Raw genomic sequence first — 25560 nt, forward strand, 5'->3', positions numbered from 1 at the left:
ACAGCCTGTGTACGTCCGCCGGCTCGAACTGGTCGACTTCCGCTCGTACGAGCGGGTCGGCGTCGACCTGGAGCCGGGTCCGAGCGTGCTCGTCGGCGCCAACGGCGTCGGCAAGACGAACCTGGTCGAGGCGTTGGGCTACGTGGCGACCCTGGACTCGCACCGGGTCGCCACGGACGCCCCGCTGGTCCGGATGGGTGCCACCTCGGCGGTGATCCGGTGCGCGGTGGTGCACGACGGCCGGGAACTGCTCGTCGAGCTGGAGATCGTGCCGGGCAAGGCGAACCGGGCCCGGCTCGGCCGTTCCCCGGCCCGCCGCGCCCGGGACGTGCTCGGCGCGCTGCGGCTGGTGCTCTTCGCGCCGGAGGACCTGGAACTCGTCCGCGGGGACCCGGCCGAACGCCGCCGCTACCTGGACGACCTGCTGGTCAGCCGCCAACCCCGCTACGCCGGTGTCCGCGCCGACTACGAGCGGGTGGTGAAGCAGCGCAACGCGCTGCTGCGTTCCGCGTACCTGGCCCGCAAGACCGGCGGCTCCCGTGGCGGTGACCTGTCCACGCTCACCGTCTGGGACGCCCACCTCGCGCAGCACGGGGCCGACCTGCTCGCCGGCCGGCTGGAACTGGTCGCCGCGCTCACCCCGCACGTGGCCAAGGCGTACGACGCGGTGGCGGCCGGCCGGGGTGCGGCCGGGATCACCTACCGGCCGTCGGTCGACCTGCCCGAACCGGCCGTCGACCGACCGGCGCTGGCCGAGGCGTTGACCGCCGCGCTCGCCGCGGGCCGCGCCGCCGAGATCGAACGCGGCACCACGCTGGTCGGTCCGCACCGCGACGACCTGGCCCTCACCCTGGGCCCGTTGCCGGTCAAGGGGTACGCCAGCCACGGCGAGTCCTGGTCCTACGCGCTGGCGCTGCGGCTGGCCGGGTACGACCTGCTGCGCGCCGACGGGATCGAGCCGGTGCTGGTGCTCGACGACGTCTTCGCCGAGCTGGACACCGGCCGGCGGGAACGCCTGGCCGAGCTGGTCGGCGGCGCCAGCCAGCTCCTGGTCACCTGCGCGGTGGACGACGACGTGCCGGTGACGCTGCGCGGTGCTCGTTACACGGTTGGCGAGGGGACGGTGCGACGTGCCGGATGACGACGAGGTCCGGCTCCCGCCCGCACGGCTGGGGCCGGGGCGAGACGGGGGAACGTCTGGCCGGGGTGGGCCCGCCGCGCGTACCCCGGGGAAGCCGGCGGACGGCGAGCCGGGCGCGGCGGCGACGGAGGGCGCGGCCGGGCCGGAGCTGGCCCGGGCGGTGCTGGACGCGGCGAAGGCCCGGCGCCAGGCCGCGGCCGGCCCTCGACGACGCAGCGCGGTCCGTGGCGACGGTGAGAAGCGGCTGCGCGGCTACTCCGGGCCCGGCCCGGATCCGCGTGACCCGCAGCCGCTCGGCGCGGTGCTCGACAAGTTGGTCAAGGCGCGCGGCTGGCAGCAGCCGGCGGCCGAGGCGACCGTCTTCGGCGCGTGGGAGAAGGTGGTCGGCGCGGAGGTCGCCCAGCACAGCCGCCCGGTGAAGCTGGAGAACGGCGAGCTGACCGTGGAGGCCCGCTCGACGGCCTGGGCCACCCAGTTGCGGCTGCTGGCCGGCTCGCTGCTCAAGCAGATCGCCAGCGAGGTCGGCCACAACGTGGTGCGCAAGCTGCACATCCACGGCCCGGCCGCGCCGTCCTGGTCGCGCGGCCCCCGGCGGGTACGCGGCCGTGGCCCCCGGGACACCTACGGCTGACCCTGAGCGGCTGCTACACGTCGGCGTAGACCGCGAAGCCCCGCTCCGCGCAGCGCCGGTAGAACGCGGCCAGCACGCTCAGCTCGGCGCAGGTGAAGTTCCACTGCGGCGGATCGCCGCTGTCGTCGCGCAGCTTGTCGAGCCGGCTCTCCAGCCAGCGGAGCTGCTGCTCGGCCAGCCGCCCGTCGCCGAGCAGCGCGCGCAGCACCTCGCTGACCGACTCGAACGTGACCGCCTCGCCGTACGGCCGGTGCCGGGCGATGAACTTCTCCACGCCCTCGGCGATCCAGGCGCAGCCGTCCGGGTCGATCACCGGGTCCTCGTCCTCGGCCGCGTTCTCCGTGGCGTAGAGCACATTCTCCAGCCCGAGGATCAGGTCGACCAGCTCGGTGTACGCGGTCGCCCGCACCGTGCCGGTCTTCGCGATCAACTCGGCGAGCGCGGCGGTCGGGGCGGAGATGCGTGGCATGTCCACGATTTCGCCGAAGTCCACGAACTCAGCCGGCGCTACCGGATCGTAGAAGCGGCCGGTACGCGGCCAGTGCACCGCGACGTTGTCCAGCCCCATCTGGCGTCACCTCTCACCAAGCGTCTGTCGGACCATCCCAGGCGATGGTCCCCGGTCCGAGCGCGAAAGATCAAGACCGCAACGGCGGCGCCGCAAAAGGTACGGCACGTCGCGTTCCACCGCGACCCCCGGCCCGCGAACCGTCGGTTACCGGCCCGGCGGCCCGGACCGGTCGCGGTGGCCGATGGCACGGCGGGTGCCGGTGGCGTGTAGGGGGAGTCGCGGGCAGCGAGGTTCGTCCGGCTACGGCATTCTCAGCCGCCTCTCCAGGGGTGCCGAGTGGCGGTTTGGTCGGCTGCGCACAGTAAGATTGGGGGCGAGACGAAAGACCCGGCACGGAGCGATCGACATGGGCCCCCAGGGCCCTTGATCATTGTGCCGCATCGGGTCCGAGCCGATCGCGATCCGCGGGCAACCGCGGCGCCCGGCGTACCCGATCCGTTACCTGGTGATCCCGGGGAGCGGCCCGGGCACGCCGACGTCGCGTCCTGTCCGCCGAACCCGCGCCCCGCGCCCACGCGCGGCCGGTGCGAGAAAGTGGCCGAGCGTGGCAGCGGAGGACAACAAGAAGTACGGCGCCGAGTCCATCACCGTGCTGGAGGGCCTGGAAGCGGTCCGGAAGCGGCCCGGTATGTACATCGGGTCCACCGGCGAGCGCGGTCTGCACCACCTGGTGTGGGAGGTCGTCGACAACGCGGTGGACGAGGCCATGGCCGGTTACTGCGACACCATCGACGTGGTGCTGCTGGCCGACGGGGGCGTCCGGGTCACCGACAACGGCCGGGGCTTCCCGGTCGACCTGCACCCCAAGCTGAAGAAGCCGGGCGTCGAGGTGGCGCTGACCGTGCTGCACGCGGGCGGCAAGTTCGACGGCAAGGCGTACGCGGTCTCCGGCGGCCTGCACGGTGTCGGCGTCTCGGTGGTCAACGCGCTCTCCACCCGGATGGCCGTGGAGATCCACAAGGACGGCTTCGTCTGGCGGCAGCGCTACAACCAGTCGAAGCCGACGCCGCTGGAGAAGGGCGAGCCGACCGACCGGACCGGCTCCGCGGTCTCCTTCTGGCCCGACCCGGACGTCTTCGAGACCGTCGACTTCGACTTCCACACCATCTACCGGCGCCTCCAGGAGATGGCCTTCCTCACCCGCGGCCTCACCATCCACCTGCTGGACGAGCGGGTGCCGGAGGACGAGGAGGGCAAGCCCCGCGAGGTCACGTTCCACTACGACGGCGGCATCGCCGACTTCGTCCGGCACCTCAACGCCTCGAAGAGCCCGATCCACAAGACGGTGGTCGAGTTCGGGGCCGAGGAGACCGGCATGTCGGCCGAGATCGCCATGCAGTGGAACGAGTCGTACGGCGAGTCGGTCTACACCTTCGCCAACAACATCAACACCCACGAGGGCGGCACCCACGAGGAGGGCTTCCGGGCCGCGTTGACCAGCGTGGTCAACCGCTACGGCGCGGAGAAGAAGCTGCTCAAGGGCGACGAGCGGCTCTCCGGGGAGGACATCCGTGAGGGTCTGGCCGCGATCATCTCGGTCAAGCTGACCGACCCGCAGTTCGAGGGGCAGACCAAGACCAAACTGGGCAACACCCCGGTGAAGGGCTTCGTCCAGCGGGTCTGCAACGAGTCGCTTGTCGACTGGTTCGACCGCAACCCCGCCGAGGCGAAGATCATCATCACCAAGGCGTCCCAGGCCGCCCGGGCCCGCATCGCCGCGCAGCAGGCGCGCAAGCTGGCCCGGCGCAAGTCGCTGCTGGAGTCCGGCTCGATGCCGGGCAAGCTGGCCGACTGCCAGTCCACCGACCCGCGCGAGTCCGAGGTCTTCATCGTCGAGGGCGACTCGGCCGGCGGCTCGGCCAAGCAGGGCCGTGACCCGCGTACCCAGGCGATCCTGCCGATCCGCGGCAAGATCCTGAACGTGGAGAAGGCCCGGATCGACCGGGTGCTGAAGAACAACGAGGTGCAGGCGCTGATCACCGCGCTCGGCACCGGCATCCACGACGACTTCGACATGGAGAAGTTGCGGTACCACAAGGTGGTGCTGATGGCCGACGCCGACGTCGACGGCCAGCACATCCAGACGCTGCTGCTCACCTTGCTGTTCCGCTTCATGCGACCGCTCGTCGAGCTGGGCCACGTCTACCTGGCCGCCCCGCCGCTCTACAAGATCAAGTGGAACAAGAAGGGCGACGACGCCCAGTACGCGTACTCCGACCGGGAGCGGGACGGGCTGATCGCGCTGCGCCAGCAGAAGAAGGCCAATGCCAAGCCGGATGACATCCAGCGGTTCAAGGGCCTCGGCGAGATGAACTACCCGGAGCTGTGGGAGACCACGATGAACCCGGCCACCCGTACGCTGCGCCAGGTCACGCTCGACGACGCCGCCACCGCGGACGAGCTGTTCAGCGTCCTGATGGGTGAAGACGTCGAGGCGCGCCGGTCGTTCATCCAGCGCAACGCCAAGGACGTGCGGTTCCTGGACATCTGACGGACGCGTGCCCGGGCCGGCCGGAGATCCACCGACCGGCCCGGCAGTCCACAGAGTTATCCACAGCCTGGCCGCTTTCCACAGCCGTTATCCACAGCTAGATCACGACTCTGAGTCTGATAAGGGTTAACAGTGACCGATCTTCCCGAGTCCACCCCGAACGAGCCGGAGGCCCCGGAGACACTGGCCGCGGTCGTCCAGCACGACCGCATCGAGCCGGTCGGCCTCGAGGTCGAGATGCAGCGCTCGTACCTCGACTACGCGATGAGCGTCATCGTCGGGCGCGCCCTGCCGGACGTGCGGGACGGGCTCAAGCCGGTCCACCGCAAGATCCTTTACGCCATGTTCGACTCCGGCTACCGGCCGGACCGTGGCTACGTGAAGTGCTCCCGCGTCGTCGGCGACGTGATGGGCCAGTTCCACCCGCACGGTGACTCGGCCATCTACGACGCGCTGGTCCGGATGGCGCAGCCGTGGTCGCTGCGTTACCCGCTTGTCGACGGCAACGGCAACTTCGGCTCGCCCGGAAACGACCCGGCCGCCGCGATGCGCTACTGCCTTACCGCAGATGTCCGTATTCGCACCGTCGAGGGCAGTGTTCGGATCGGCGACATCGTCCCTGGTGCCGCGCCGAGCAGCGAGACCGACATTGAGCTCAAGGTCCGCGATCGCAACGGCGACCTGGTTCGCGCCTCGAAGTTCTTCCACTCCGGTGAGCACCCCACGCTGCGGCTGCGCACCCGCGAGGGGTACGAGCTGACCGGCACCCACAACCACCCGGTGCTCTGCCTGGTGAACGTGGCCGGCGTGCCGACCCTGCTGTGGAAGCTGCTCGCCGAGGTTTCCCCCGGTGACCGCGTGGTCCTCCAGCGCACCGTGCCGGACGAGATCGGCTACCCGATGCTGGAGCACGTCGAGGCGGCCGTCCTCGCCGGCGCGTTCGTGTCCGAGGGCTGGGTGTCCGAGGGCCGGGCCGGCTTCAACAACGTGGATCGGGAGTTCTTCGTCCGGGTCCTCGCCGCCTACGATCTCGCGGTCGGCGGCCCTCGGTATGTTTCCGAGCGGGTCATCGCGTCCGGCAGCACGCTGCACGAACTCGACGTGCAGAACCTTTCCGCGCTTCGGGCGAGCGTGCTCGGTGAACTGACCGGGGCGCGCAGCGCCGCCAAGTTCGTACCGGAGTTCGTCTGGCGCGGAACGGCGGCGGTCAAACGGGCCTTCCTCCAGGCGCTGTTCGAGGGCGACGGTTCGTCGTCGCTACTGCCGCGCCACACCATCCAGGTCTCGTACTCCACCCGCAGCGAGCGCCTGGCCCGCGAGGTGCAGCAGCTCCTGCTGGAGTTCGGCGTCATCAGCCGGCAGTGCCGGTACGAGGACGGCGAGATCAAGGTCGTGATCACCAACCGCCGGGACGCCCGGATCTTCGCCGCTCACGTCGGCTTCCTCGGCCGCAAGCAGGCCAAGCTGAAGTCCGAGCTGGCCCAGGTGCCGGCGAGCAGCACGGCGCTCTCCGGCGACATGGTGCCGTTCGTCGGCGACTTCATTTGGGAGCACGGCGCCACGCGGTGGACCGAACGCGACTGGCTGCGCCGGCACAACGTGGACCGGGTCGAGCGGTGGGAGCGGGATCGCGACGAGATCGCGGCCCGGATCACCGAGCCGGGAATCCTCGACGTGGTCGAGCCGTTGGTCGACGGCCGGTTCTACTACGCCGAAGTGACCGAGGTCACCGATTCGGGTACGCGCCCGGTCTACAGCATTCGGGTCGACACCGACGACCACTCCTTCATCTCTGACGGCTTCGTCAGCCACAACACCGAGTGCAAGCTCGATCCGCTGGCCATGGAGATGCTGCGGGACATCGACGAGGACACCGTCGACCTCCAGGACAACTACGACGGCCGGGCCAAGGAGCCCACCATCCTGCCGTCGCGGATCCCGAACCTGTTGATCAACGGCTCCGAGGGCATCGCGGTCGGCATGGCCACCAAGATCCCGCCGCACAACCTGCGGGAGATCGGCGCGGCGGTGCAGTGGTGCCTGGAGCACCCGGAGGCCGACGAGGCGACCACGCTGGAAGCGCTGCTGGAGATCGTCAAGGGCCCGGACTTCCCGACCTACGGTCTGATCGTCGGGCAGCAGGCCATTCAGGACGCGTACCGGACCGGGCGCGGCTCGATCCGGATGCGCGCCGTGGTCGAGGTGGAGGAGGACAAGCGGGGCCGGCCGGCGCTCGTGGTCAGCGAGCTGCCCTACCAGGTCAACCCGGACAACCTCGCCGAGCGGATCGCCGAGCTGATCAAGGAGGGCAAGCTCGCCGGCATCGCCGACATCCGGGACGAGTCCTCCGGGCGTACCGGCATGCGGATCGTGCTGGTGCTCAAGCGCGACGCGGTCGCCAAGGTGGTGCTGAACAACCTCTACAAGCACACCCAGCTCCAGGAGACGTTCGGCGCCAACATGCTGGCGTTGGTTGACGGCGTGCCGCGCACGCTGAACCTGGCGCAGTTCATCCGCTACTACGTCGAGCACCAGATCGAGGTGATCCGCCGGCGGACCGCGTTCCGGCTGCGCAAGGCGGAGGAGCGGGCGCACATCCTGCGCGGCCTGAGCAAGGCGCTGGACGCGCTGGACGAGGTGATCGCGCTGATCCGGCGTTCGCCGACGGTGGAGGACGCCCGACAGGGGCTGATCCGGCTGCTGGAGATCGACGAGGTTCAGGCGACCGCGATCCTGGACATGCAGCTGCGCCGGCTGGCCGCGCTGGAGCGGCAGCGGATCCTGGACGACCTGGCCAAGCTCGAGGTGGAGATCGCCGACCTCAAGGACATCCTGGCGAAGCCGGAGCGGCAGCGGAAGATCGTCTCCGACGAGCTGGGCGAGATCGTCGCGAAGTGGGGCGACGAGCGGCGCACCAAGATCGTGCCGTTCGACGGCGAGGTCTCGATGGAGGACCTCATCGCCCGCGAGGACGTGGTCGTGACGATCACCCGCACCGGGTACGCGAAGCGGACCAAGGTCGACCTGTACCGGTCGCAGCGGCGTGGCGGCAAGGGCGTGAGCGGGGCGACGCTCCGGCAGGACGACATCGTGAGCCACTTCTTCGTATGCTCTACCCACGACTGGATCCTGTTCTTCACGAACAAGGGTCGGGTCTACCGGGCGAAGGCGTACGAGCTTCCCGAGGCCAGTAGGGTGGCCAAGGGCCAGCACGTGGCCAACCTGCTCGCGTTCCAACCGGACGAGCAGATCGCGCAGATCATCGAAATCCCGAACTACCAGGTGGCGCCCTACCTGGTACTGGCCACGAAGAACGGCCTGGTGAAGAAGACGCGGCTCGAGGAGTTCGACTCCAACCGTTCCGGCGGCATCATCGCGGTCAACCTGCGCGATGAGGACGAGCTGGTCGGTGCGGTGCTGGTGGCGCCGGAGGACGACCTGTTGCTGGTTTCCAAGAACGCGCAGGCGATCCGCTTCAACGCCACCGACGAGGCGCTGCGTCCGATGGGCCGGGCCACCTCGGGGGTGATCGGCATGCGCTTCAGCGGTGAGGACGAGCTGCTCGCCGTCGAGGTCGTCCGGGAGGGCCTGGACGTGCTGGTGGCGACGAACGGGGGGTTCGCGAAACGTACCCCGATCGAGGAATACCCGGTCCAGGGCCGGGGAGGTAAGGGCGTGTTGACTGCGAAGATCACCGAGCGACGCGGTGGTCTGGTCGGCGCGGTCGTGATCGATCCGGAGGACGAGCTGTTCGCCATCACGAGCAACGGCGGCGTCATCCGGACTCCGGTGAAGCCTGTACGCCGTACGCGTGACCGGAACACAATGGGGGTCAAGCTGATGGACCTCCCGGACGGCGTGACTATCGTGGCGATTGCTCGCAATGCCGACGAGCCTGACGAACAGGACTAGTTGATGACGGAGACACAGGCGAAGTCGGGGAACAAGGGGACCTCGGCCACCCCGGTCGACGAGGAGGCCGCGCAGGGCGGCACACCAGCGACCGGCCGCGCGGCCGTGGGTCGGGCCACGGTCCCCGCCGACGCGCCTGCCCCGAAGTTCACCCGGGCCCCCGGCATGGCTCCGCCTCCCGACAAGCCGACCGACGGTTCGGAATCCCGCGACTCGACCGAGACCAAGGTCGACGCGCCGACGTCGGCCGAGGGCTTCGCGGCTCTCGGCGCGCCGAAACCCGCCACGAGCACACCGCCGGCCAGGCCGACAGCGACCGCCCGGGCCTCCACCGGCACCACCGGCACGCAGCCGCGCATCGGCGCCGGCCTGGGCACCGCCCCGAAGGGGGCACCCGAGGCCACCGGTCCGGCCGGCGGCAACCCGGGGCGTCCCGCCAACGGGGGCGGCCTGCCGCCGGGCATCAGCGGCGCGGCGGCGGTCGGCGCCGCGCGCGTGGGTGAGGCGGTACGCGCCGCGCGTACCTCGGTCGGTTCGGCCGCTTCGCGCGGGCCGCGCCGGGCCCGGCTGAACCTGAAGCGCATCGACCCGTGGTCCGTGATGAAGTTCGCCTTCGCGGTCTCGGTGGTGCTCTTCATCGTGGTGGTGGTGGCCACGTCGGTGCTCTACCTCGCGCTCGACGCGATGGGTGTGTTCAAGAGCGTCAACGACAGCCTGACCGACCTGGTGAACGCCGGCGGCGGTTCGGGCGGCGGCGGGTTCCGCATCACCGCGAAGGGCGTGATCCTCACGTCCGCACTGATCGGCCTGGTGAACGTGGTGCTGTTCACCGCGCTGGCCACGCTGAGCGCGTTCGTCTACAACGTCTGCGCCGACCTGGTCGGCGGGATCGAGCTGACGCTCGCCGAGCGGGACTGACTCGACGACGCCGGGGCACCGCGTAAAGCGGTCGCCCCGGCGTCGCGCGTCCGGGTAGGTTCGGGACGGCACGGGTACTTCCGCCACGGGCCCCCCCGATTTGGGCGCGCTGGCGGGCATGGGTTAACCTTGCTCGTCGCCACGCGGGGCTATAGCTCAGTCGGTTAGAGCGCAGAGCTGATAACTCTGAGGTCGCTGGTTCGATTCCAGCTAGCCCCACCGCACATCGTCCGACGGTAGTCGAGCGCGAGGGGTCAATCCCATGTTCAAGAAGCTCCTGATCCTGGCCGGCATCGTCGGGGTGGCCGCCGTCGTGGCCAAGAAGGTCAAGGCGTCGAACGACGAGCGCGCCCTGTGGCACGAGGCGACCACCGCTCCCGACCTGCGCTGAGCGCCGTCTCGGGGCCCTAGCTCAACTGGCAGAGCACTGCCTTTGCAAGGCAGGGGTTAGGGGTTCGAGTCCCCTGGGCTCCACCAGCACGTTCCTCGGCTGATCTCGGTCCCGAGTACAGCCATCCGTACAGCCAAGCAGTCACGCTGTCCTCTCCTCACCGGGGCTCGGGTCGATGGCAGAGGCAGCCTGACGAACCCGCGCCGGCAGGACGTGCCCGTAGGTGTCGGCCGTCATCCGGATCGTGGAGTGCCCGAGCACCTGACCCTGATCCCGAACCAATGGCTGCACCTCACCATGCAGGGCATCGGCTCCATGACCGTCGCGGACGAAGCGATCGTCATGCTCTGCCGAGTGTTCCGGAGCACCGCGGACGGACTCAGCGCCCTACATCGAGACGGTTAGCCGCGTCGAGGCCGAGAAGCTCCGTGTGACGATCACCCATGTCGACCTCATCGAGACGCACCGCGATCGGCAGATGTACGAGTGGCAGACGGTCGAGGGGCTTCCACCGAGCCAGGCGGGTTGGTCAGGTAGAACGATGCCGCGAGTAGGTCGCTTGCTCTGCGGCCTACTCCACGCGGCGGGCCGGAGAGGTGAGCGACCTTTCCGGCCCCGTGCTTAGAGAAAGATCTTCGCGACTTCGGCCAACAGGGCGGCAAGTCCAGCCAACAAGGCAGTCAGAGCACCGAGAATAGGGACCAGCTTCGATCCATGAACGGGTCGTTCCGGCTGGCGGCGAATAGCAGCGGCACATTCCCGACGGTCATGACTGCCTGGATCTTTCACACCCCGGCGACCGGGCCCGGGAGCCGCTCTCAGTTGCCGGCGATTGCTATTCTCGCGGCCACGATCGCTTTGGGGAGCATGGATGAACACGGTGGTACGTGAGGCCGCAAGCCTGCTGATCGGTTTGACCGGCATCGTGCTGCTGGCCATCGGGCTCAACCAGGTCATCGACATTGGCAGCTGCGTTTCCGGCGGCTCGTACGAGGTCGCACGTCCCTGCCCCGAAGGCTCGGACACCCTGTTCTGGCTGTCCTTCGCCGGTGCGATCATGTGGATCGCGGGCATGCTGGTGAGCACGCGGATCTTCACACCGGGTGCCGGACAGGTGCTGTGGGTCGTCGGCTTCGCCGGTGGCGGCGCCGCCATGCTCATCAAGGCGTTCACCCAGTCGTCGCTGCCACCGGACGCGAAGCTCGGCGCCACCATCGCCGGCGCGACATTCCTGGCCAACGGCCTGGTCCTCGGCGTCGTCGGCATCGTGCAGCTGGTCAACCGACGGCGCCGCCCAGCGCCGCCGGAGAAGCGCGCGACCGGCGGCACGCGACACTCGGATCCGTGGACCCGGCTGAAAGGGCTCAACGATCTGCGCAGCACCGGGGCCCTGACTCGCGCCGAGTACGACGTCCTCAAGGCCGAGCTCGACGGATCGCCAGCCGACGGCAACCGCTTCACCGTGATCCGGCAGCTGGCCGCGAAGCGGAACGCGGGGGCGCTGAGCACCGAGCAATTCGAGGCCGCGAAAGGCCGCGTCATGCGGGGTGAGCAGGCGTAGTCGGCTCCGCCCGGGAAACCGGACCTCGATCTGCGTGACTGCTGGGCACAAGCGCATCAGTCTTCCCTGATCACTGTCCGTGAGCCTGGGACCCTCGCAGCGGCGCCGGCTCTGGACGGGGCATCACGTTCCGCAGCGGAGCCGATGGCACGTCGACGAGGTCGAATCCACCTGGCGGCAGGTGGTCCCTTGATAGGTAAGCCATGACTTGCCTATGGTGGTCGACGTGGGTGATCTGTACCAGGCGCTGGCCGACCACACCCGCCGCCTGATCCTCGACGAGCTGACCGAGCGCGACGGTCAGACGCTGTTCGAGATCTGCGGCCGGTTGGCCACCAAGCACCAGGTCGGCTCGTCCCGGCAGGCGATCTCCCAGCACCTCGACGTGCTGGAGGCCGCCGGCCTGATCGTCACGCGCCGGCAGGGCCGGTACAAGTTCCACCACCTCGACACCCGGCCGCTGCGCGCCATCACCGAGCGGTGGCTCGGGCCCGAACCCACCCGGGAGACCCCATGAGAATCAACCTGACCAGCGTGTACGTCGACGACCAGGAGAAGGCTCTGCGCTTCTACACCGACGTGCTGGGCTTCCTCAAGAAGACGGACGTGCCGACCGGCGAGCACCGCTGGCTGACCGTCGTCTCGCCGGACGCTCCCGACGGGGTCGAGCTGCTGCTGGAACCGGAGGCCCACCCGGCCGCCAAGGCGTTCAAGGAAGCCTTGGCGGCCGACGGTATTCCCTTCACCCAGTTCGCGGTGGACGACGCGGCGGCCGAGCACGAGCGGCTGCGACAGCTCGGTGTGCTGTTCACGCAGGAGCCGGTGGACATGGGGCCGGTGGTGACCGCCGTCTTCGACGACACCTGCGGCAACCTCATCCAGATCGCCCAGTACCGGTAGCGGGCGAGCGGTCAGCCCAACCGGTCGAGGAGGTCGCGGCTGCGGGTCACCACCAGCGCGGTCGCCTCCGCGTCGTACGACGGGAGCGAGCTGTCGGTGAACAGGTGCCGGTCACCGGGGTAGACGAACAGCTCTCCCCGGTCCGGGCCGACGATCGAGACCAGTTCGCGGGCGGCATCGACGTCACCCTCGAGCCCGAAGAACGGGTCCCGCTCCATGCCGTGCACCTGCACCGCCACGCCGTCGGGCCAGGGGCCGATCGCCCATTCGCCGGTGACCGGCAGGCAGGCTTCGTAGAGCAGGGCGGCCCGTGCGCCGGGCCGGGTCTGGGCGAGTCGTTGGGCGATGGCGGCGCCCCAGGAGACGCCGGCGTGGACCAGGTCGGGGCGCAGGTCCGCGGCGATCCGGTCGGCACGCTGGTCGAGGACGTCCCTTCCGATGCGTTTGACCAGCGCCGAGCCCTCCTCGACGCTGGCCGGGCGCTCGCCGTCGAAGAGGTCGGGGAGGTGCACGGTGTGCCCGCCGGCGCCGAGGGCGTCGGCGAGGGCGCGTACGCCGTCGGTGAGCCCCTGCAGGTGGTGGAAGAGGAGGATCTCGGCCATCTCTAGACTCCCGATTGTCGGACCGGAATCATCGAACGAACCAGAATATTAGAACGGTCGAGAAATGTCGGTCAATAAGCGGGTCCCAGACTACGACCTCGACGACCTGCTCGTGGTCACCGCGCCCGAGCAGTTGCGTGCGCTCGCCGACCCCCTGCGCGGCACCCTGCTGGAGCTACTGCTGGAGCGCGCGGCCACGGTCAACGAGCTGGCCAGCGCCGTGGGCCGGCCGAAGAGCAGCGTGGCCTACCACGTGAATCAGCTCGTCGACGCCGGGCTGCTGCGGGTGGTGCGTACCCGCCGGGTCCGGGCCATCGAGGAACGCTTCTACGGCCGGGTCGCGCGCACGTTCTACGTCGGCGTGCTCAACCGGCCCGAGGACAAGCAGGTCGTCGCCCGGATCAACGGGCTGGCCGAGGCCGCGGCGGAGGCCGCCGCCGCGCACGCCGCCGACGAGCTGCGGTGCACGCTGGTGCACGCGCGCATCCCGATCGAGGACGTGCGGGAGTTCTGGACGGAGGTGCAGGCGCTGGCCCGGCGGTTCGCCCAGATCCCCCGCGCCGGTGACCAGGTCTACGGCTTCGCCGCCGGCCTGTACCCCACCGACGCCCCCACCCTTCCCGACCCGGACCACCCCGCCGACTGACCCCCGCCTGCGTCAGGACGGTGGTGATCATGAAGTTGGCGGCGGTGAAACGGACGAAACGCGCGGCCAACTTCATGATCGCCGCAGTGCGGCGGGGCCGGGACGGGACGGGGAGCGGGGCAGGCTAGCGTCGCAGCGTGAGCAACGGATCCCCGCGTGTCCTGCCGGCCGGCAGCGGCATCGACGAGGCCGCCGCCGTCCTACGCGCCGGCGGGCTGGTCGCGTTCCCCACCGAGACGGTCTACGGGCTGGGCGCGAACGCACTCGACGCCCGGGCCGCGGCGCGGATCTTCGAGGCGAAGGCGCGGCCCAGCTTCGACCCGCTGATCAGCCACCTGGCCGACGCCGCCGACCTGCCCGCGCTGGTCGGCGCCGTGCCGCCGGCCGTGGACGCGCTGGTGCGGCGGTTCTGGCCGGGTCCGCTCACGCTGATCGTGGACCGGCCGGCGACCATTCCGCCGATCGTCACGTCCGGCCTGGACACGATGGCCGTCCGGGTGCCCGACGAGCCGGCCGCCCGGGCGCTGATCGCCGCCGCCGGTGTGCCGGTGGCCGCGCCGAGCGCCAACCGGTTCGGCCAGCTCAGCCCCACCCGGGCCGAGCACGTGGTGGCCGGGCTGGGCGGCGCGGTGGACGTGGTGCTCGACGGCGGGCCCACCCGCTGCGGCATCGAGTCGACGATCGTGGACGCCCGGGGCGAGCGGCCGGTGGTGCTGCGGTTGGGCGCGCTGCCGGTCGAGGCGCTGGTCGAGGCCGTCGGGCCGGTCGAGGTCCGCCAGGGCAGCTCCGGTCAGCCGGTCGCGCCCGGGACGCTGGCCGCGCACTACGCCCCGCGTACCCCGTTGCGGTTGGGTGCGGCGGACGCGCGCGACGGCGGCCGGCGGGGATTCCTGGCCTTCCGGGAGCCACCGGCGGACGGCGACTGGGCGGCGGTGGAGGTGCTGTCGCCCTCCGGTGACCTGACGGCGGCCGCCGCGCGCCTCTTCGACGCGCTGCACCGGCTCGACGCGGCCGGGGTGACCGAGATCGTCGCCGAGCCGGTGCCCGACGAGGGGGTCGGGCGGGCGATCAACGACCGGCTGCGCCGGGCGGCCGCCACCTGGCAGTAGGGCCCCGTCAGGACGAGCCGGGCTGCGGCAGGCGGTCCACCAGCCGGGTCAGCGCGCCGTTGGCGAACGTCGCGCCGAGCGCGGAACCGGTGGCGATGGTCCAGCCCACCGGGCCCAGCGGGGTGCAGCCGAAGAACTGGCTGACCCCGGGCGTCTGCACCACCAGGACCAGCACCCCGACGGACGCGGCGGTGGCGGCCAGCACGGTCGGGCTGGTGCCGCCGGCCAGCACGGTCTGGCCGAGCTGGGTGCCGATCAGCGAGGCGAGCGCGACCGTACCGGCCCGGCGTTGCGTGCCGGTCCACCGGGCCAGCGTCCAGCCGGCGGTCGCGCCCAGCGTGGTCGCCGCCGCACGCAGCCCGATCTCCCGGGTCATGGTGGCGCCGAGCGACGAGTCGGGGCCCTCCCGCAGCAGGTGGTCGGCGCGGTCGTCGGCCGGTGGCCGGACCGCGATGGCGAGCGCCGGCGCGAGGTCGGTGAGCAGGTTGACCAGCAGCAGTTGCCGCCCGGTCAGCGCGGACCGGCCGGTCGAGGCGGCGGTCAGCACACTGAACGCGATCTCGCCGAGGTTGCCGCCGACCAGGATGCTCAACGCGTGCCGGACGGACGACCACATGGCCCGCCCCTCGACCAGCGTGGCGATGATCGTCTCCAGCCGGTCGTCGGTGACCACCAGGTCGGCGGCGGCGCGGGCGGCCGGAGTCCCCCGCTGGCCGAGCGCGATGCCCACGTCGGCCAGCCGGATCGCCGGGGCGTCGTTGGCGCCGTCGCCGGTCATCGCCACGGTCCGGCCCCGCTGCTGCAACGCCTGGATGATCCGGACCTTGTGCGCGGGCGTGCAGCGGGCCACCACGTCGGTGGCCATCAGCCGCTCGGCGAGCGCGCCGTCGTCGAGCCGGTCCAGGTCGGTCGCGGTCACCACCCGCTGCTGGCCGTGGTCGGGGCTGATGGTGGCCGCGATCGCCTCGGCGGTGGCCGGATGGTCACCGGTGATCATGATGGTGTGCACGCCGGCCGCCCGGATCCGCTCCACCGCCGGCCGGGCGCTCTCCCGCACCCCGTCCGCCAGCGTCAGGAAACCCACGAAGACCAGCCCGTCGACCTGCTCGTCGGTGACCGCGTCGGTGGACACCCGGCACTCGGCCACGGCGAGGATCCGGTGCCCGGCGCCGGCCCGGTCGGCCAGCATGGCCTGCACCTCGTCCCGGCCGGCCGGGTCCAACGGCCGGTCACCGGTGGCGGTCCGCCGGGACGCGCAGCGCGGCAGCACCGACTCGGGCGCGCCCTTCACGCTGAGCAGCGACCCGTCGGCGGTGCGACCGACCGTGGCGCTGTAGCCCCGGGACGGCTCGAACGGCAGCCCACCGGTCGCGGTCCACTCCGCCGCGCCGGTGCGCTCGGTCACCCCGGCCTTGTTCGCGCCCCGGCGTACCGCGCGGTCGGTCTGCTGCGGCAACTCGTCCGGGTCGGCCGCGGCCGGAGTGGCCCGCAGCGCCGCGGCCAGCGTCGACCGGAGCGGCTCGTCGTCGAGGCGGTCCGCCGGGGCGTACCGGCCGTCGCCGGTGCCCACGCCGGCCAGCAGCAGCTTCCCCTCGGTCAGCGTGCCGGTCTTGTCGAAGCAGAGCACGTCGACCCGGCCCAGCGCCTCGATCGTGCGCGGGTTGCGGACCAGCGCGCCGTGCGCGGCCAGCCGCCGCGCCGCCGCCAACTGCGCGGCGCTGACCAGGAACGGCAGCCCCTCCGGCACCGACGCCACGGCCAGGTTCGCGGCGGTCGCCGCCGTCTCGGCCAGGGGTACGCCCCGGAGCAGCCCCGCCCCGGCCACCGCGATCGCCGAGCCGGCCGCCAGCGGTACGGCGCTGTTCGTCAGCTTCCCCAGTCGCGCCTCCACGCCGCTGACCGGCGGGGCCTGCCGGGCCAGCGCCAGGCTCCGCCCCGACTCGGTCTCCGCGCCGGTGGCCACCACCACGACGGTGCCGTGCCCGGCGGCCACCGTGGTGCCCTCGAACAGCATCGAGTGCCGCTCGGCGATCGCCGCCGCGACCACCGGGTCGGGGCTCTTCGCCACCGGCAGCGACTCGCCGGTCAGGGACGACTCGTCGGCCTCCAGGCCGTCACTTGTCAGCACCCGGCAGTCGGCCGGTACGGCGTCCCCGGAGGAGATGCTCACCACGTCGCCCGGCACCAGGTCCTCGGCGGGCACCACCCGTTCCACGCCGTCCCGCCGTACCCGTGCGGTGACCGCCGAGCGGGACAGCAGCTCGGCCAGCGACCGTTCGGTGTTGCGCTGGTGCACGGCGCCGATCAGCGCGGAACTGCCGACCAGACCGCCGACCAGCGCCGCGTCGACGAGGGAGCCGAACGCGGCGGAGAGCACCGCGCCGGCGGCCAGCACCGGGGTGAGCGGGTTGGACAGCTCGTCGACGAACGCGCGGAGCAGCCCGGCGGGCCCGTGGCCGTCGCCGGGACCGGCACCCCGCCGACGGTCCGCCTCCTCGTCGGTCAGCCCGCCGGAGTGCGTGCCGAGCTGGTCGAGGACGGTCTCCACCGGCATGAGATGCCAGGCGGTGAGCGCGGGCACCGGGGTGCCGGTGCGGTCCGGCAGCCGGTGCGCCCGGAACACGCCGTGCGCGAACGCGACAGCGGCGGCGCCGTTCACCGCCGCCATGGTCCGGCCGGGCAGTTGCCGCCGGTCGGCGGTGAACGCGCCGAGCGCGCCGAGCCCGCTGCCGGCCATGGCGATCCGGATGTTCTGCCGGGTCATCCGGCGGGCCACCCCGGCGGCGTCGACGAGCAGGGCCGGGACGCGCAGGTCGTCGCCGACCAGTAGGTGCGCGCCCCACGGGGGCAGGTCGTCGGGCGCGGCCACGCCGAGACCGCAGTCGGCAGCCGCGAGCGCCGACCGCTCGCCGGAGACCACCAGCACCACGGCGCCCTCGCGTTGCAGGTCGCGTACCGCGTCGGCGAGTCGGGTCCCACCCGGTACGCGACGGTCGCCCACGTCGTACCGGCCGTCCTCGGCGCCACCGACGACGAGCCGGAACCCAGCCTGGCGGGTGGCGGACACCAGCGCGTCCACCCCGGGGGCGGGTTCCGGCTCGACCCGCAGCACGGCGGCGAGCCGCCCGTCCCGGGCCAGCCCGAGCAGCCGTCCGCCGTCGGCGCGCAACCGCTCGCTGTCCGGAGTGTCCCCCGGGTCCTCGGCGGCCAGCCGGTCCAGGGGCCCGATCCGCCAGCCGTCGTCGGCGCGTACCGCGTCCGGTTCGGCCGGGTCGAAGAGGGCGAACGCCCGGGCGGCCACCTGGCCGGTGTCGGCGCCGGGCAGCGGCGCCAGGTCGGCCAGTACGCCCCGGTCCGAGCCGAGCACCGCCGCGTCCAGCAGCACCGTGTCGATCCGGTCCAGCTCGCGCAGCACGCTGCGGTCCATCGCGATCACGCCGCGCCGGGCCAGCATTCGGCCGAGCTGCGCCGCGTACCCCTCGCGACCGCTGCCGGGCGCCTTGGACAGCGCGGAGAGCGCCAGCGCGGCGGCCCGCTTGCCGCCGGCGAACGGAACCGCCGCCGCGCCGGCCGCCGCGCCCGCCGCGAGCATCCGCTGGACGTAACGCTCGGCCTGGCCGTCCGGGACCGGGCAGGGACGCTCACCGTCCGGCACCCGGGCGACCGCCCGGTCCGGGTCGCCGGTCAGCCGCGGTTCGGCGCGACTCCAGGCGGCGAGCTGGGCGCGCGCCTCACCCCACTGCACCACCCGCTGCGCGCCGTCGAGCACGATGCCGGCCCACCCTCCGGTGAGGCCCTGCACCACCGCCTCGGCCAGCGGAAAGACGACCTCGGCGCGGGGGTCGGCGCGGAGACCCCGGTCGGCCAGCGCGTGCAGCTTCGGGTGCAGGTCGACCGCGTTCAGCAGTCCCGCGACCTCCCCGGGGACCGGGGTGAACGGCAGGATCCGGGTGGCCGCCGAGATGGTCAGGCCGAGCGCGTCGGAGGCCAACGCGCCGAGCGTACGGGGGGTGCGCGGCCCTTCCTCGGGTGGATGCGGCGGCGGGATCTCCGGGTCCGGCTCGTACGGGCAGGTGTGCTCGGCGCGCGCCACCGTGTCGATCAGGTCCCGCAGCTTCGGCGCCGGCTCCCGGGTCGCCACCACCACCCGGCCGGACGGCGCGTTCACCCGCGCCCAGGCCACGCCGGGCACCGCCTCCAGCGCCGCCTCGACCTGCCGGGCCAGCCGGTCCCCGCCGTCCTGACAGACACCGTGCACCTCGATGTGGTGCCGGCGGTCGGCGGACCACACCCGACGGCGGGTCAGGCCGGCCACCCGGGCCAGCCGGGTGGCGGCGGCGCCGACAGTGCCCGCCGCCTCGGTGATCGACGGCGGCACGGGGGTGCCGGGCAGGACCGAACCGACGGTACGGGCGACCCGCGCGACCGCGTCCGGTACGGCGGCCGGCGACAGCAGGAGACCGGCGAAGCCGTACGCCATCTCGCCTCCCGGACTCGTCCCGGCGGCCCGACTTCCCGGCGTGGCGTCCGTTATGCCCTTCGGGAGGGGGAAGTTTCCCCCCTGCCCGGGGCATGGACGACGGGGGCGGTGGAATGCCGGTCGGGTCGATGCCGTCGTCGCAACCGGGGAGGCTGGGATGAGCACGCTGACACGACATCTGAGCGGTTCGCGGGAGATGGTCCGGGCGTACAGCCGGCGGGTGGACGTTCCGTTCCTGGGTGAGGTGGCGGTGCCCCCGCCGGACAAGCTGGCCTACTACGCCGGCATCGGGGTGCTCACCGCGTTGCAGGTCATCGAGTGGCCGTTGGCCCTGGTCATCACCGCCGGGCACATCCTGGCCGACCAGCACTTCTCCGGCCTGGTGAAGGGCGTGGGCGAGGCGCTGGAGACCGCCTGACGAGACCGGGCCCACAGTTGACCTCAACCCTGGTTGAGGTCCCAGGCTGGGCCCATGACGATCGCCGCTCCCGCCGCAGCGGAGGACCGGGGCCTCTGGGCACCACGCCTGCGGGCGATGACCGTGGGCAGCGTCGCCCTGGTGTCGCTGCTCGCGTTCGAGGCGCTCGCGGTGGGCACCGCCATGCCGACGGTCGCGCGCAGCCTGAACGGGCTCGGCCTGTACGCGCTGGCCTTCGGCGGCCCGTTCGCGTCCGGCGTGGTGGCGATGGTGGCGTCCGGCATCTGGTGCGACGCGCGCGGCCCCCGGCCGGCGATGTGGCACGGGGTCGCCTGGTTCGTCACCGGGCTGGCGGTGGCGGGCGCCGCCACCAGCATGGGGACGCTTGTCGTCGGGCGGGTGGTGCAGGGCTTCGGCTCCGGTCTGCTCTCCGTGGCGCTCTACGTGATCGTCGGGCACGCGTACCCGGAGCGGCTGCGGCGGCGGATGTTCGCCGCCTTCGCGGCGGCCTGGGTGGTGCCGTCGCTCGTCGGTCCGGCGCTGGCCGGCCTGATCGTCGAGTACCTGGGCTGGCGCTGGGTGTTCCTCGCGGTGCCGGCGGTCGCGGTGCCGGCGGTGCTGCTGATCCAGCCGGGCCTGCGGACGCTGGCCGGCGCCGCGTCGACCCGGCCGCCGGTCGGCGCGCTGGCCCGTGTGGGTTGGGCCTGCGGCGCCGGGGCGAGCGCCGCGCTGCTGCACTACGGGGGGCAGCAGCGCGGCGCGTACGCCGTCGGCCTGATCGGCGTGGCGCTGGCCGGGATGCTCGCCTGCGTACCCCGGTTGCTGCCGCCCGGGTTCCTGCGGGCGGCGCGCGGGCTGCCGACGGTGATCGGCCTGCGCGGGCTGGCGTCGGCGGCGTTCGTCGGCGCGGAGGTGGTGATCCCGCTGATGCTCTCCCGGGAACGCGGGTTCACGCCCACGGGTGCCGGTCTGGTGCTCACCGTCGGGGCGCTCTCCTGGTCGGTGGGCTCCTGGTTCCAGGGGCGGATCGCCGCGCCCCGGTCCGCCGCCAGCCTGCCCCGGGCCGGGCTGGCCTGCATCGCGGTCGGCACGGCGGGTGTCGCGTCGGCGCTGCTGCCGGGAGTGCCGGTGGCGTTCGCGGTGTCCGCCTGGGCGGTCGCCGGCCTCGGCATGGGGCTGCTCTATCCCTCGCTGTCGGTGCTCACGCTGGAGCTGTCCGCCCCGGCCGAACAGGGCCGGAACTCCTCGGCGCTGCAACTGGGCGACTCGCTGGCGGCGGCCACCGTGCTGGCGCTGACCGGGGCGGTGCTGGCCGCCGGTTCGTCGCCCGGGCCGGCCAGCTACGCGGCCACGCTCGCCGTCGCGGCCGGCTGCGGCCTGTTCGGTCTGGTGCTCGCCGGCCGGGTGACCCCGTCGGCGGCGGGCTGACCGGACCCGTACGGGGGAACGGGGCGAAGACGAGAGCCGGTCGCGTCCGCCGTCGACCTACCGTGATCCCATGCTGGTCTTCGTCGCCACCGTGGTGCTCTACGTCTTCGGCTTCGTCTTCCTCTACGGCGTGATCCGGGTCGGTGTCCGGCACGGCATCCAGGACGCCGAGGCGAACCGCCCGGAGCCGCTGCAACGCCGCCACCTCACCGAGGTGTAAGGAGGGGCCCCCTGTTAACGGATTCTGCATAGCAGGGGGCCCCTCTTAACGCGCTGGCGAGCGGATTCTCCGCACAGGTGCGAGGATCGCACCCGTGATGGGGACGCTGAAGACCGAGCCGGCCCGCCTCCGGCTGGACCTGCTGGCTCCGCCGGTCGCCGCGGCGGTGGAGCGGTGGCCGGACGAGGCGCCTGTCGACGTGGCCGAGGTGCTGGTCGCCCCGATCGACGCCGAGTTGGCCGACACCGCGGCCTTCTGCGCGGCGTACGAGGTGGAGTTGGCGGAGTCGGCCAACTGTGTGGTGGTCGCCGGCAAGCGTGGCGGTGAGACCCGGTACGCCGCCTGCATCGTGCTCGCCACCACCCGCGCCGACGTGAACGGCGTGGTCCGCAAGCTGCTCGACGTCCGCAAGGCGAGCTTCGCGCCGATGGCCGAGGCGGTGGAGCTGACCGGGATGGAGTACGGCGGGATCACCCCGATCGGGCTGCCCGAGGAATGGCCGATCCTGGTCGACGCGCGGGTGATCGCCACGCCGCACGTGATCATCGGATCGGGCGTACGCCACAGCAAGATCGCCCTGCCCGGGCCGGCGCTCGGCGCGCTGCCCGGAGCGCAGGTGGTGGACGGGCTGGCCCGACCGGCCTAGCCGCTCACTGGCATCGATCTTGTTCCACGTGAAACATCACCCGGCCGCCTCGCGCTGCTCGACCTCGCGCAACGCGGCGAGCAGCGTCTCCGGCTCCTGGGCGCCGGTGACCGCGTACTTCCCGGCCAGCACGAACGTCGGCACGCTGGAGACGCCGAGCTGGTGCGCGGCGCTCAGGTCGGCGGCCACCTCGCGGCGACCGAGGTTCGACGTCAGGTAGCGGCGCGCCTCGGTCTCGTCCAGCCCGACCTCGCTGGCGAGTGTGACGAGCACGTCGATCGAGCCGACGTCCAGGCCGTCGAAGAAGTGCGCCCGGTAGAGCCGCTCGACCGTCTCGGCGGCCCGACCGTGCTCGGTGGCGAACCGCACCAGTCGGTGCGCGTCGAACGTGTTCGCCGCCACCGCGCGGTCGAACCGCAGGTCGAGCCCCGCGCCGGCGGCGACGCCGGAGACGTGGGCGGCCATGCCCTCGGCCTTGTCCCGGCCGCCGAACTTGTCGCCCAGCGCGTCCAGCAGCGGCTTCGGCTCGGTGACCGGCGTCGGGTCGAGCTGGAACGGCCGGAACCGGACGGTCACCTCGCCGTCGTACGAGTCGAGTGCCTGTTCGAGTCGGCGCTTGCCGATCCAGCACCAGGGGCAGACGACGTCGGCGTAGATCTCGATCTCCATGACCAGCGACAACCCGCCGGTCAGGCGATCTGTTCCCGGACCTGCCGCTTCAGTCGGGCCAGGATGGCCGTGCCGCCGCGCACCCGGAGCGGGCTGATCGCCTGGGCCAGGCCCATCCGTTGGTAGAGGTCGTCCGGTACGGCCAGCACCTGCTCGGCGCTTGCCCCGGCCAGCCCGTCGGCGAGGATGCCGGCGAACGCCCGGGTGGTCGGCGCCTCCGGCGGGCAGTCGAAGACCGTGTTCACCGTGCGGTCCGGGTTCACCTCGGCGCGCAGGAAGAACGCGGTCTGGCACTCGGGGACCTGCTCCAGCTCCTCCCGGTCGACTCCCTCCGGCAGGGGCGGGATCACGTCGGCGAACTCCAGCAGCATCTCCAACACGACGTCGCGCGGGGCGGCGGCGAACTCGTCGACGATCTCGGCCAGCTTGGTCGGCATCTCGGGCATGGGTCGAGGCTATCCGCCCTTCTGGTGGTGAGAAGGGGCCCCTTCTCTACCAGAGGCGTTAAGAAGGGGCCCCGCCTTTCACGCGTTCGGGGCGGCTTCGCTGATGTCGCTGAGGGCCGACTGGGGGTCCAGCTGCATCGCCAGGTCGCCCAGGGAGACGATGCCGACCAGTTTTCGGTCGCTGTCACACACCAGCACGCGCCGGATGTTGCGCTCGCGCATCAGCGCGGCCGCCTCGTTCGCGGTGCAGTGCTGCTCGATCATGACGACCTCGCGGGTGATGATCGACCCGATCGTGGTGGTGCCCGGGTCGGCGCGCTCGGCCACGGCGCGTACCACGATGTCGCGGTCGGTCAGCATGCCGGCGAGCGTGGCGCCGTCGGTCACCACCACGTCGCCGATGTCCGACTCCTTCATCACCCGGGCCGCCTCGTCCAACGGGGTCTCTGCGGGAAGATAGACGACCTGCTTGGTCATCACGTCACTGACGCGGTACATGAGAGCCTCCGAAACGCCTCGGTCGATCCAATTGCGGTACCCGGTGGCACGATCGCTACACCCGGTTGCGGCGCGTCGCGGCAAGCTCGTCGCGCAGGCGCTCGACGACCGCCTCGACCGGCAGCTCGGTGCGCTCACCGGTGGCCCGGTCGCGCAGTTCGGCGTACCCGTCGGCCACCCGGCGGCCGAGCACGACGGCGCGCGGGATGCCGATCAGCTCGGCGTCGGTGAACTTCACCCCGGCGGAGACGATGGCCCGGTCGTCGACGAGCACCCGCAGGCCGGCGTCGGCCAGCCGCCCGCCGAGGTCGAGCGCCGCGTCGAGCTGCGGCCCCTTCCCGGCCACCACCAGGTGTACGTCGCACGGCGCGACAGCGGCCGGCCAGACCAGCCCCCGGTCGTCGTGGTGCTGCTCGGCCACAGCGGCGACCGCCCGGGACACGCCGATGCCGTAGCAGCCCATGACGGGCCGGACCGGCCTGCCCTCGCGGCCGAGCACGTCCACCGCGAACACGTCGGTGTACCGGCGGCCGAGTTGGAAGACGTGCCCCACCTCGATGCCGCGCCGCATGGTCAGCTCACCGTCGGCACAGAACGGGCAGGGGTCGCCGGGCCGCACCTCGGCCGCCTCGATGGTGCCGTCGGGCACGAAGTCGCGCCCGCACACCGCGTCGGTGGCGTGCTGCCCCGGCTCGTTGGCCCCGGTCAGCCATGTGGTGCCGGCGACCACCCGGGGGTCGACCAGGTAACGGATGCCGTGCTTGGCCAGGATCTGCGGCCCCAGGTAGCCCCGGACCAGCTCCGGATGCGCGGCCCAGTCGTCGAACACGGTCACGGTGGCCGGCGCCAGCACCGCCCCGACCCGTCTCAGGTCCACCTCGCGGTCTCCGGGCAGGCCGACGACCAGCAGGTCGGCCCGCTCGGCACCGGGCCGGCGAACGGCCAGCACCACGTTCTTCAGCGTGTCCGCCGCGGTCCAATCGGTTCGGCCGGCGAGCGCGCGGGTGTTCGCCACCTCCACCACAGCCGCGATGGTCGGCGTCTCCGGAGTGTCGTGCACCGCCGTGGCGGGATGCGCGTCCGGGTCACCGGCGGCCGGGGCACGGGTCACCACCGCCTCGGTGTTGGCCGCGTAGTCGCAGGCCGTGCAGCCGACGTAGGTGTCCTCCCCGGCCGGCGTGGCGGCCAGGAACTCCTCGGACGCCGAGCCGCCCATCGCGCCGGACGTCGCGCGCACCACCGTGAAGTCCAGCCCGAGCCGGGTGAAGATCCGCTGGTACGCCTCGCGGTGCCGGGCGTAGGTAGCCGCCAGCCCGGCCGGATCCAGATCGAAGGAGTAGGCGTCCTTCATCAGGAACTCGCGCCCGCGCAGCACGCCGGCCCGGGGGCGGGCCTCGTCCCGGAACTTCGTCTGGATCTGGAACAGCGTCACCGGGAAGTCCCGGTACGAGGTGAACAGATCCTTCACCAGCAGCGCGGCCATCTCCTCGTGGGTCGGCGCGAGCAGGTGCTCGGCGCCCCGGCGGTCGGCGAGCGTGAAGATGTCGTCCCCGTACTCCGTCCACCGCCCGCTGGTCCGGTACGGCTCGGCCGGCAGCAGCGCCGGGAAGTGCACCTCCTGGTCGCCGATCGCGACCATCTCGTCCCGGACGATCGCGGTGATCCGGTCCAGCACCAGCTTGCCCAGCGGCAGCCAGGTGTAGCCGCCCGGTGCGGCCCGGCGGACGTAGCCGGCGCGGAGCAGCAGCCGGTGGCTCGGCACCTCCGCGTCGGCCGGGTCCTCGCGCAGGGTCCGGAGCAGCAGGGTCGACATGCGCAGCAGCATTGCCGCAGCGTACGGCGACCAGCCGGAACCGGGCGATCCGTTTCGATGCTGCCGCAC

At 72.2% G+C, this 25560-nt stretch carries 22 protein-coding genes and 2 tRNA genes; 17 read left to right on the forward strand and 7 right to left on the reverse strand.

Translation table 11 applies throughout. The features are described 5' to 3' along the window. Positions 1-7: 7 nt before the first annotated feature. Both recF and OG767_RS01240 read left to right on the forward strand, forming a co-directional pair. Positions 8-1141, forward strand: coding sequence for a DNA replication/repair protein RecF (recF, locus tag OG767_RS01235; protein WP_405091791.1), 1134 nt, complete (start codon positions 8-10; stop codon positions 1139-1141). Next, complete coding sequence (locus OG767_RS01240; protein WP_405091792.1) at positions 1131-1772, forward strand: DUF721 domain-containing protein; 642 nt, start codon at positions 1131-1133, stop codon at positions 1770-1772. Before recF ends, OG767_RS01240 begins: the two co-directional genes overlap by 11 nt. 13 nt (positions 1773-1785) lie before the next feature. Here OG767_RS01240 and OG767_RS01245 read toward each other — a convergent pair whose 3' ends face one another. After that, on the reverse strand, positions 1786-2340 hold the full coding sequence (locus tag OG767_RS01245) for a hypothetical protein (RefSeq protein WP_281933903.1): 555 nt from the start codon (positions 2338-2340) through the stop codon (positions 1786-1788). 547 nt (positions 2341-2887) lie between these two features. Between OG767_RS01245 and gyrB the strand changes: the two genes are divergently transcribed. From gyrB to OG767_RS01290, 9 genes are all read left to right on the forward strand, one after another. Then, positions 2888-4834, forward strand: a complete 1947-nt coding sequence (gyrB, locus tag OG767_RS01250) for a DNA topoisomerase (ATP-hydrolyzing) subunit B (protein WP_405091793.1) — start codon at positions 2888-2890, stop codon at positions 4832-4834. A 132-nt stretch (positions 4835-4966) separates the two neighbouring features. Then, positions 4967-8746, forward strand: a complete 3780-nt coding sequence (gyrA, locus tag OG767_RS01255) for an intein-containing DNA gyrase subunit A (protein ID WP_405091794.1) — start codon at positions 4967-4969, stop codon at positions 8744-8746. Between the two features lie 3 nt (positions 8747-8749). Further along, a complete protein-coding gene (locus tag OG767_RS01260) occupies positions 8750-9664 on the forward strand; it encodes a DUF3566 domain-containing protein (RefSeq protein ID WP_405091795.1) in 915 nt (304 codons plus the stop codon). Positions 9665-9809: 145 nt separating this feature from the next. After that, positions 9810-9883, forward strand: a tRNA-Ile gene (locus OG767_RS01265). 43 nt (positions 9884-9926) lie between these two features. Next, complete coding sequence (locus OG767_RS01270) at positions 9927-10055, forward strand: DLW-39 family protein (RefSeq protein ID WP_013283222.1); 129 nt, start codon at positions 9927-9929, stop codon at positions 10053-10055. 10 nt (positions 10056-10065) lie between these two features. Then, a tRNA-Ala gene (locus tag OG767_RS01275) sits at positions 10066-10141 on the forward strand. Between the two features lie 785 nt (positions 10142-10926). Further along, complete coding sequence (locus OG767_RS01280) at positions 10927-11616, forward strand: hypothetical protein (protein ID WP_405091796.1); 690 nt, start codon at positions 10927-10929, stop codon at positions 11614-11616. Positions 11617-11830: 214 nt separating this feature from the next. Continuing rightward, complete coding sequence (locus OG767_RS01285; RefSeq protein ID WP_405091797.1) at positions 11831-12133, forward strand: ArsR/SmtB family transcription factor; 303 nt, start codon at positions 11831-11833, stop codon at positions 12131-12133. Then, entirely contained in the window at positions 12130-12516 is a 387-nt protein-coding gene (locus OG767_RS01290) for a VOC family protein (protein WP_405091798.1), read from the forward strand. Before OG767_RS01285 ends, OG767_RS01290 begins: the two co-directional genes overlap by 4 nt. A gap of 11 nt (positions 12517-12527) precedes the next feature. Here OG767_RS01290 and OG767_RS01295 read toward each other — a convergent pair whose 3' ends face one another. Beyond that, positions 12528-13118, reverse strand: a complete 591-nt coding sequence (locus OG767_RS01295) for a dienelactone hydrolase family protein (protein WP_405091799.1) — start codon at positions 13116-13118, stop codon at positions 12528-12530. Positions 13119-13182: 64 nt separating this feature from the next. On the opposite strand from OG767_RS01295, the gene OG767_RS01300 reads away from it, so the two are divergent. Both OG767_RS01300 and OG767_RS01305 read left to right on the forward strand, forming a co-directional pair. Then, positions 13183-13764 carry a helix-turn-helix domain-containing protein gene (locus OG767_RS01300; RefSeq protein WP_405091800.1) on the forward strand — a complete coding sequence of 194 codons (582 nt, stop codon included), beginning with the start codon at positions 13183-13185 and terminating at the stop codon, positions 13762-13764. A gap of 161 nt (positions 13765-13925) precedes the next feature. Then, the gene (locus OG767_RS01305; protein ID WP_405094101.1) at positions 13926-14873 is read left to right on the forward strand and encodes an L-threonylcarbamoyladenylate synthase; all 948 of its coding nucleotides are present in this window, start codon (positions 13926-13928) and stop codon (positions 14871-14873) included. Positions 14874-14880: 7 nt separating this feature from the next. Here OG767_RS01305 and OG767_RS01310 read toward each other — a convergent pair whose 3' ends face one another. Beyond that, entirely contained in the window at positions 14881-19353 is a 4473-nt protein-coding gene (locus OG767_RS01310) for an HAD-IC family P-type ATPase (protein WP_405091801.1), read from the reverse strand. Positions 19354-19510: 157 nt separating this feature from the next. Here OG767_RS01310 and OG767_RS01315 point away from each other — a divergent pair, with 157 nt between their 5' ends. The 4 genes from OG767_RS01315 to OG767_RS01330 all read left to right on the forward strand — a co-directional run bounded on the left by OG767_RS01315 (position 19511) and on the right by OG767_RS01330 (position 22065). Then, on the forward strand, positions 19511-19771 hold the full coding sequence (locus tag OG767_RS01315) for a hypothetical protein (protein WP_405091802.1): 261 nt from the start codon (positions 19511-19513) through the stop codon (positions 19769-19771). Positions 19772-19825: 54 nt separating this feature from the next. After that, positions 19826-21199, forward strand: coding sequence for an MFS transporter (locus OG767_RS01320; RefSeq protein ID WP_405091803.1), 1374 nt, complete (start codon positions 19826-19828; stop codon positions 21197-21199). A gap of 70 nt (positions 21200-21269) precedes the next feature. Continuing rightward, positions 21270-21419, forward strand: a complete 150-nt coding sequence (locus OG767_RS01325; RefSeq protein WP_396772583.1) for a hypothetical protein — start codon at positions 21270-21272, stop codon at positions 21417-21419. Positions 21420-21516: 97 nt separating this feature from the next. Then, positions 21517-22065 carry a YbaK/EbsC family protein gene (locus OG767_RS01330; protein ID WP_396772569.1) on the forward strand — a complete coding sequence of 183 codons (549 nt, stop codon included), beginning with the start codon at positions 21517-21519 and terminating at the stop codon, positions 22063-22065. Positions 22066-22101: 36 nt separating this feature from the next. Here the strand turns inward: OG767_RS01330 and OG767_RS01335 are convergent, their stop codons facing one another. The 4 genes from OG767_RS01335 to OG767_RS01350 form a co-directional block, all read right to left on the reverse strand. Beyond that, positions 22102-22734 (reverse strand): DsbA family protein, encoded by a 633-nt coding sequence (locus OG767_RS01335; protein WP_405091804.1) that lies wholly within the window; start codon positions 22732-22734, stop codon positions 22102-22104. A 20-nt stretch (positions 22735-22754) separates the two neighbouring features. Continuing rightward, on the reverse strand, positions 22755-23180 hold the full coding sequence (locus OG767_RS01340; RefSeq protein WP_405091805.1) for a SufE family protein: 426 nt from the start codon (positions 23178-23180) through the stop codon (positions 22755-22757). 78 nt (positions 23181-23258) lie between these two features. Further along, positions 23259-23678, reverse strand: coding sequence for a CBS domain-containing protein (locus tag OG767_RS01345; protein WP_405091806.1), 420 nt, complete (start codon positions 23676-23678; stop codon positions 23259-23261). A gap of 55 nt (positions 23679-23733) precedes the next feature. Further along, complete coding sequence (locus OG767_RS01350) at positions 23734-25503, reverse strand: proline--tRNA ligase (protein ID WP_405091807.1); 1770 nt, start codon at positions 25501-25503, stop codon at positions 23734-23736. Between the last annotated feature and the right edge of the window lie 57 nt (positions 25504-25560).

Source organism: Micromonospora sp. NBC_01392, from assembly GCF_045040125.1.
GTDB lineage: Bacteria > Actinomycetota > Actinomycetes > Mycobacteriales > Micromonosporaceae > Micromonospora.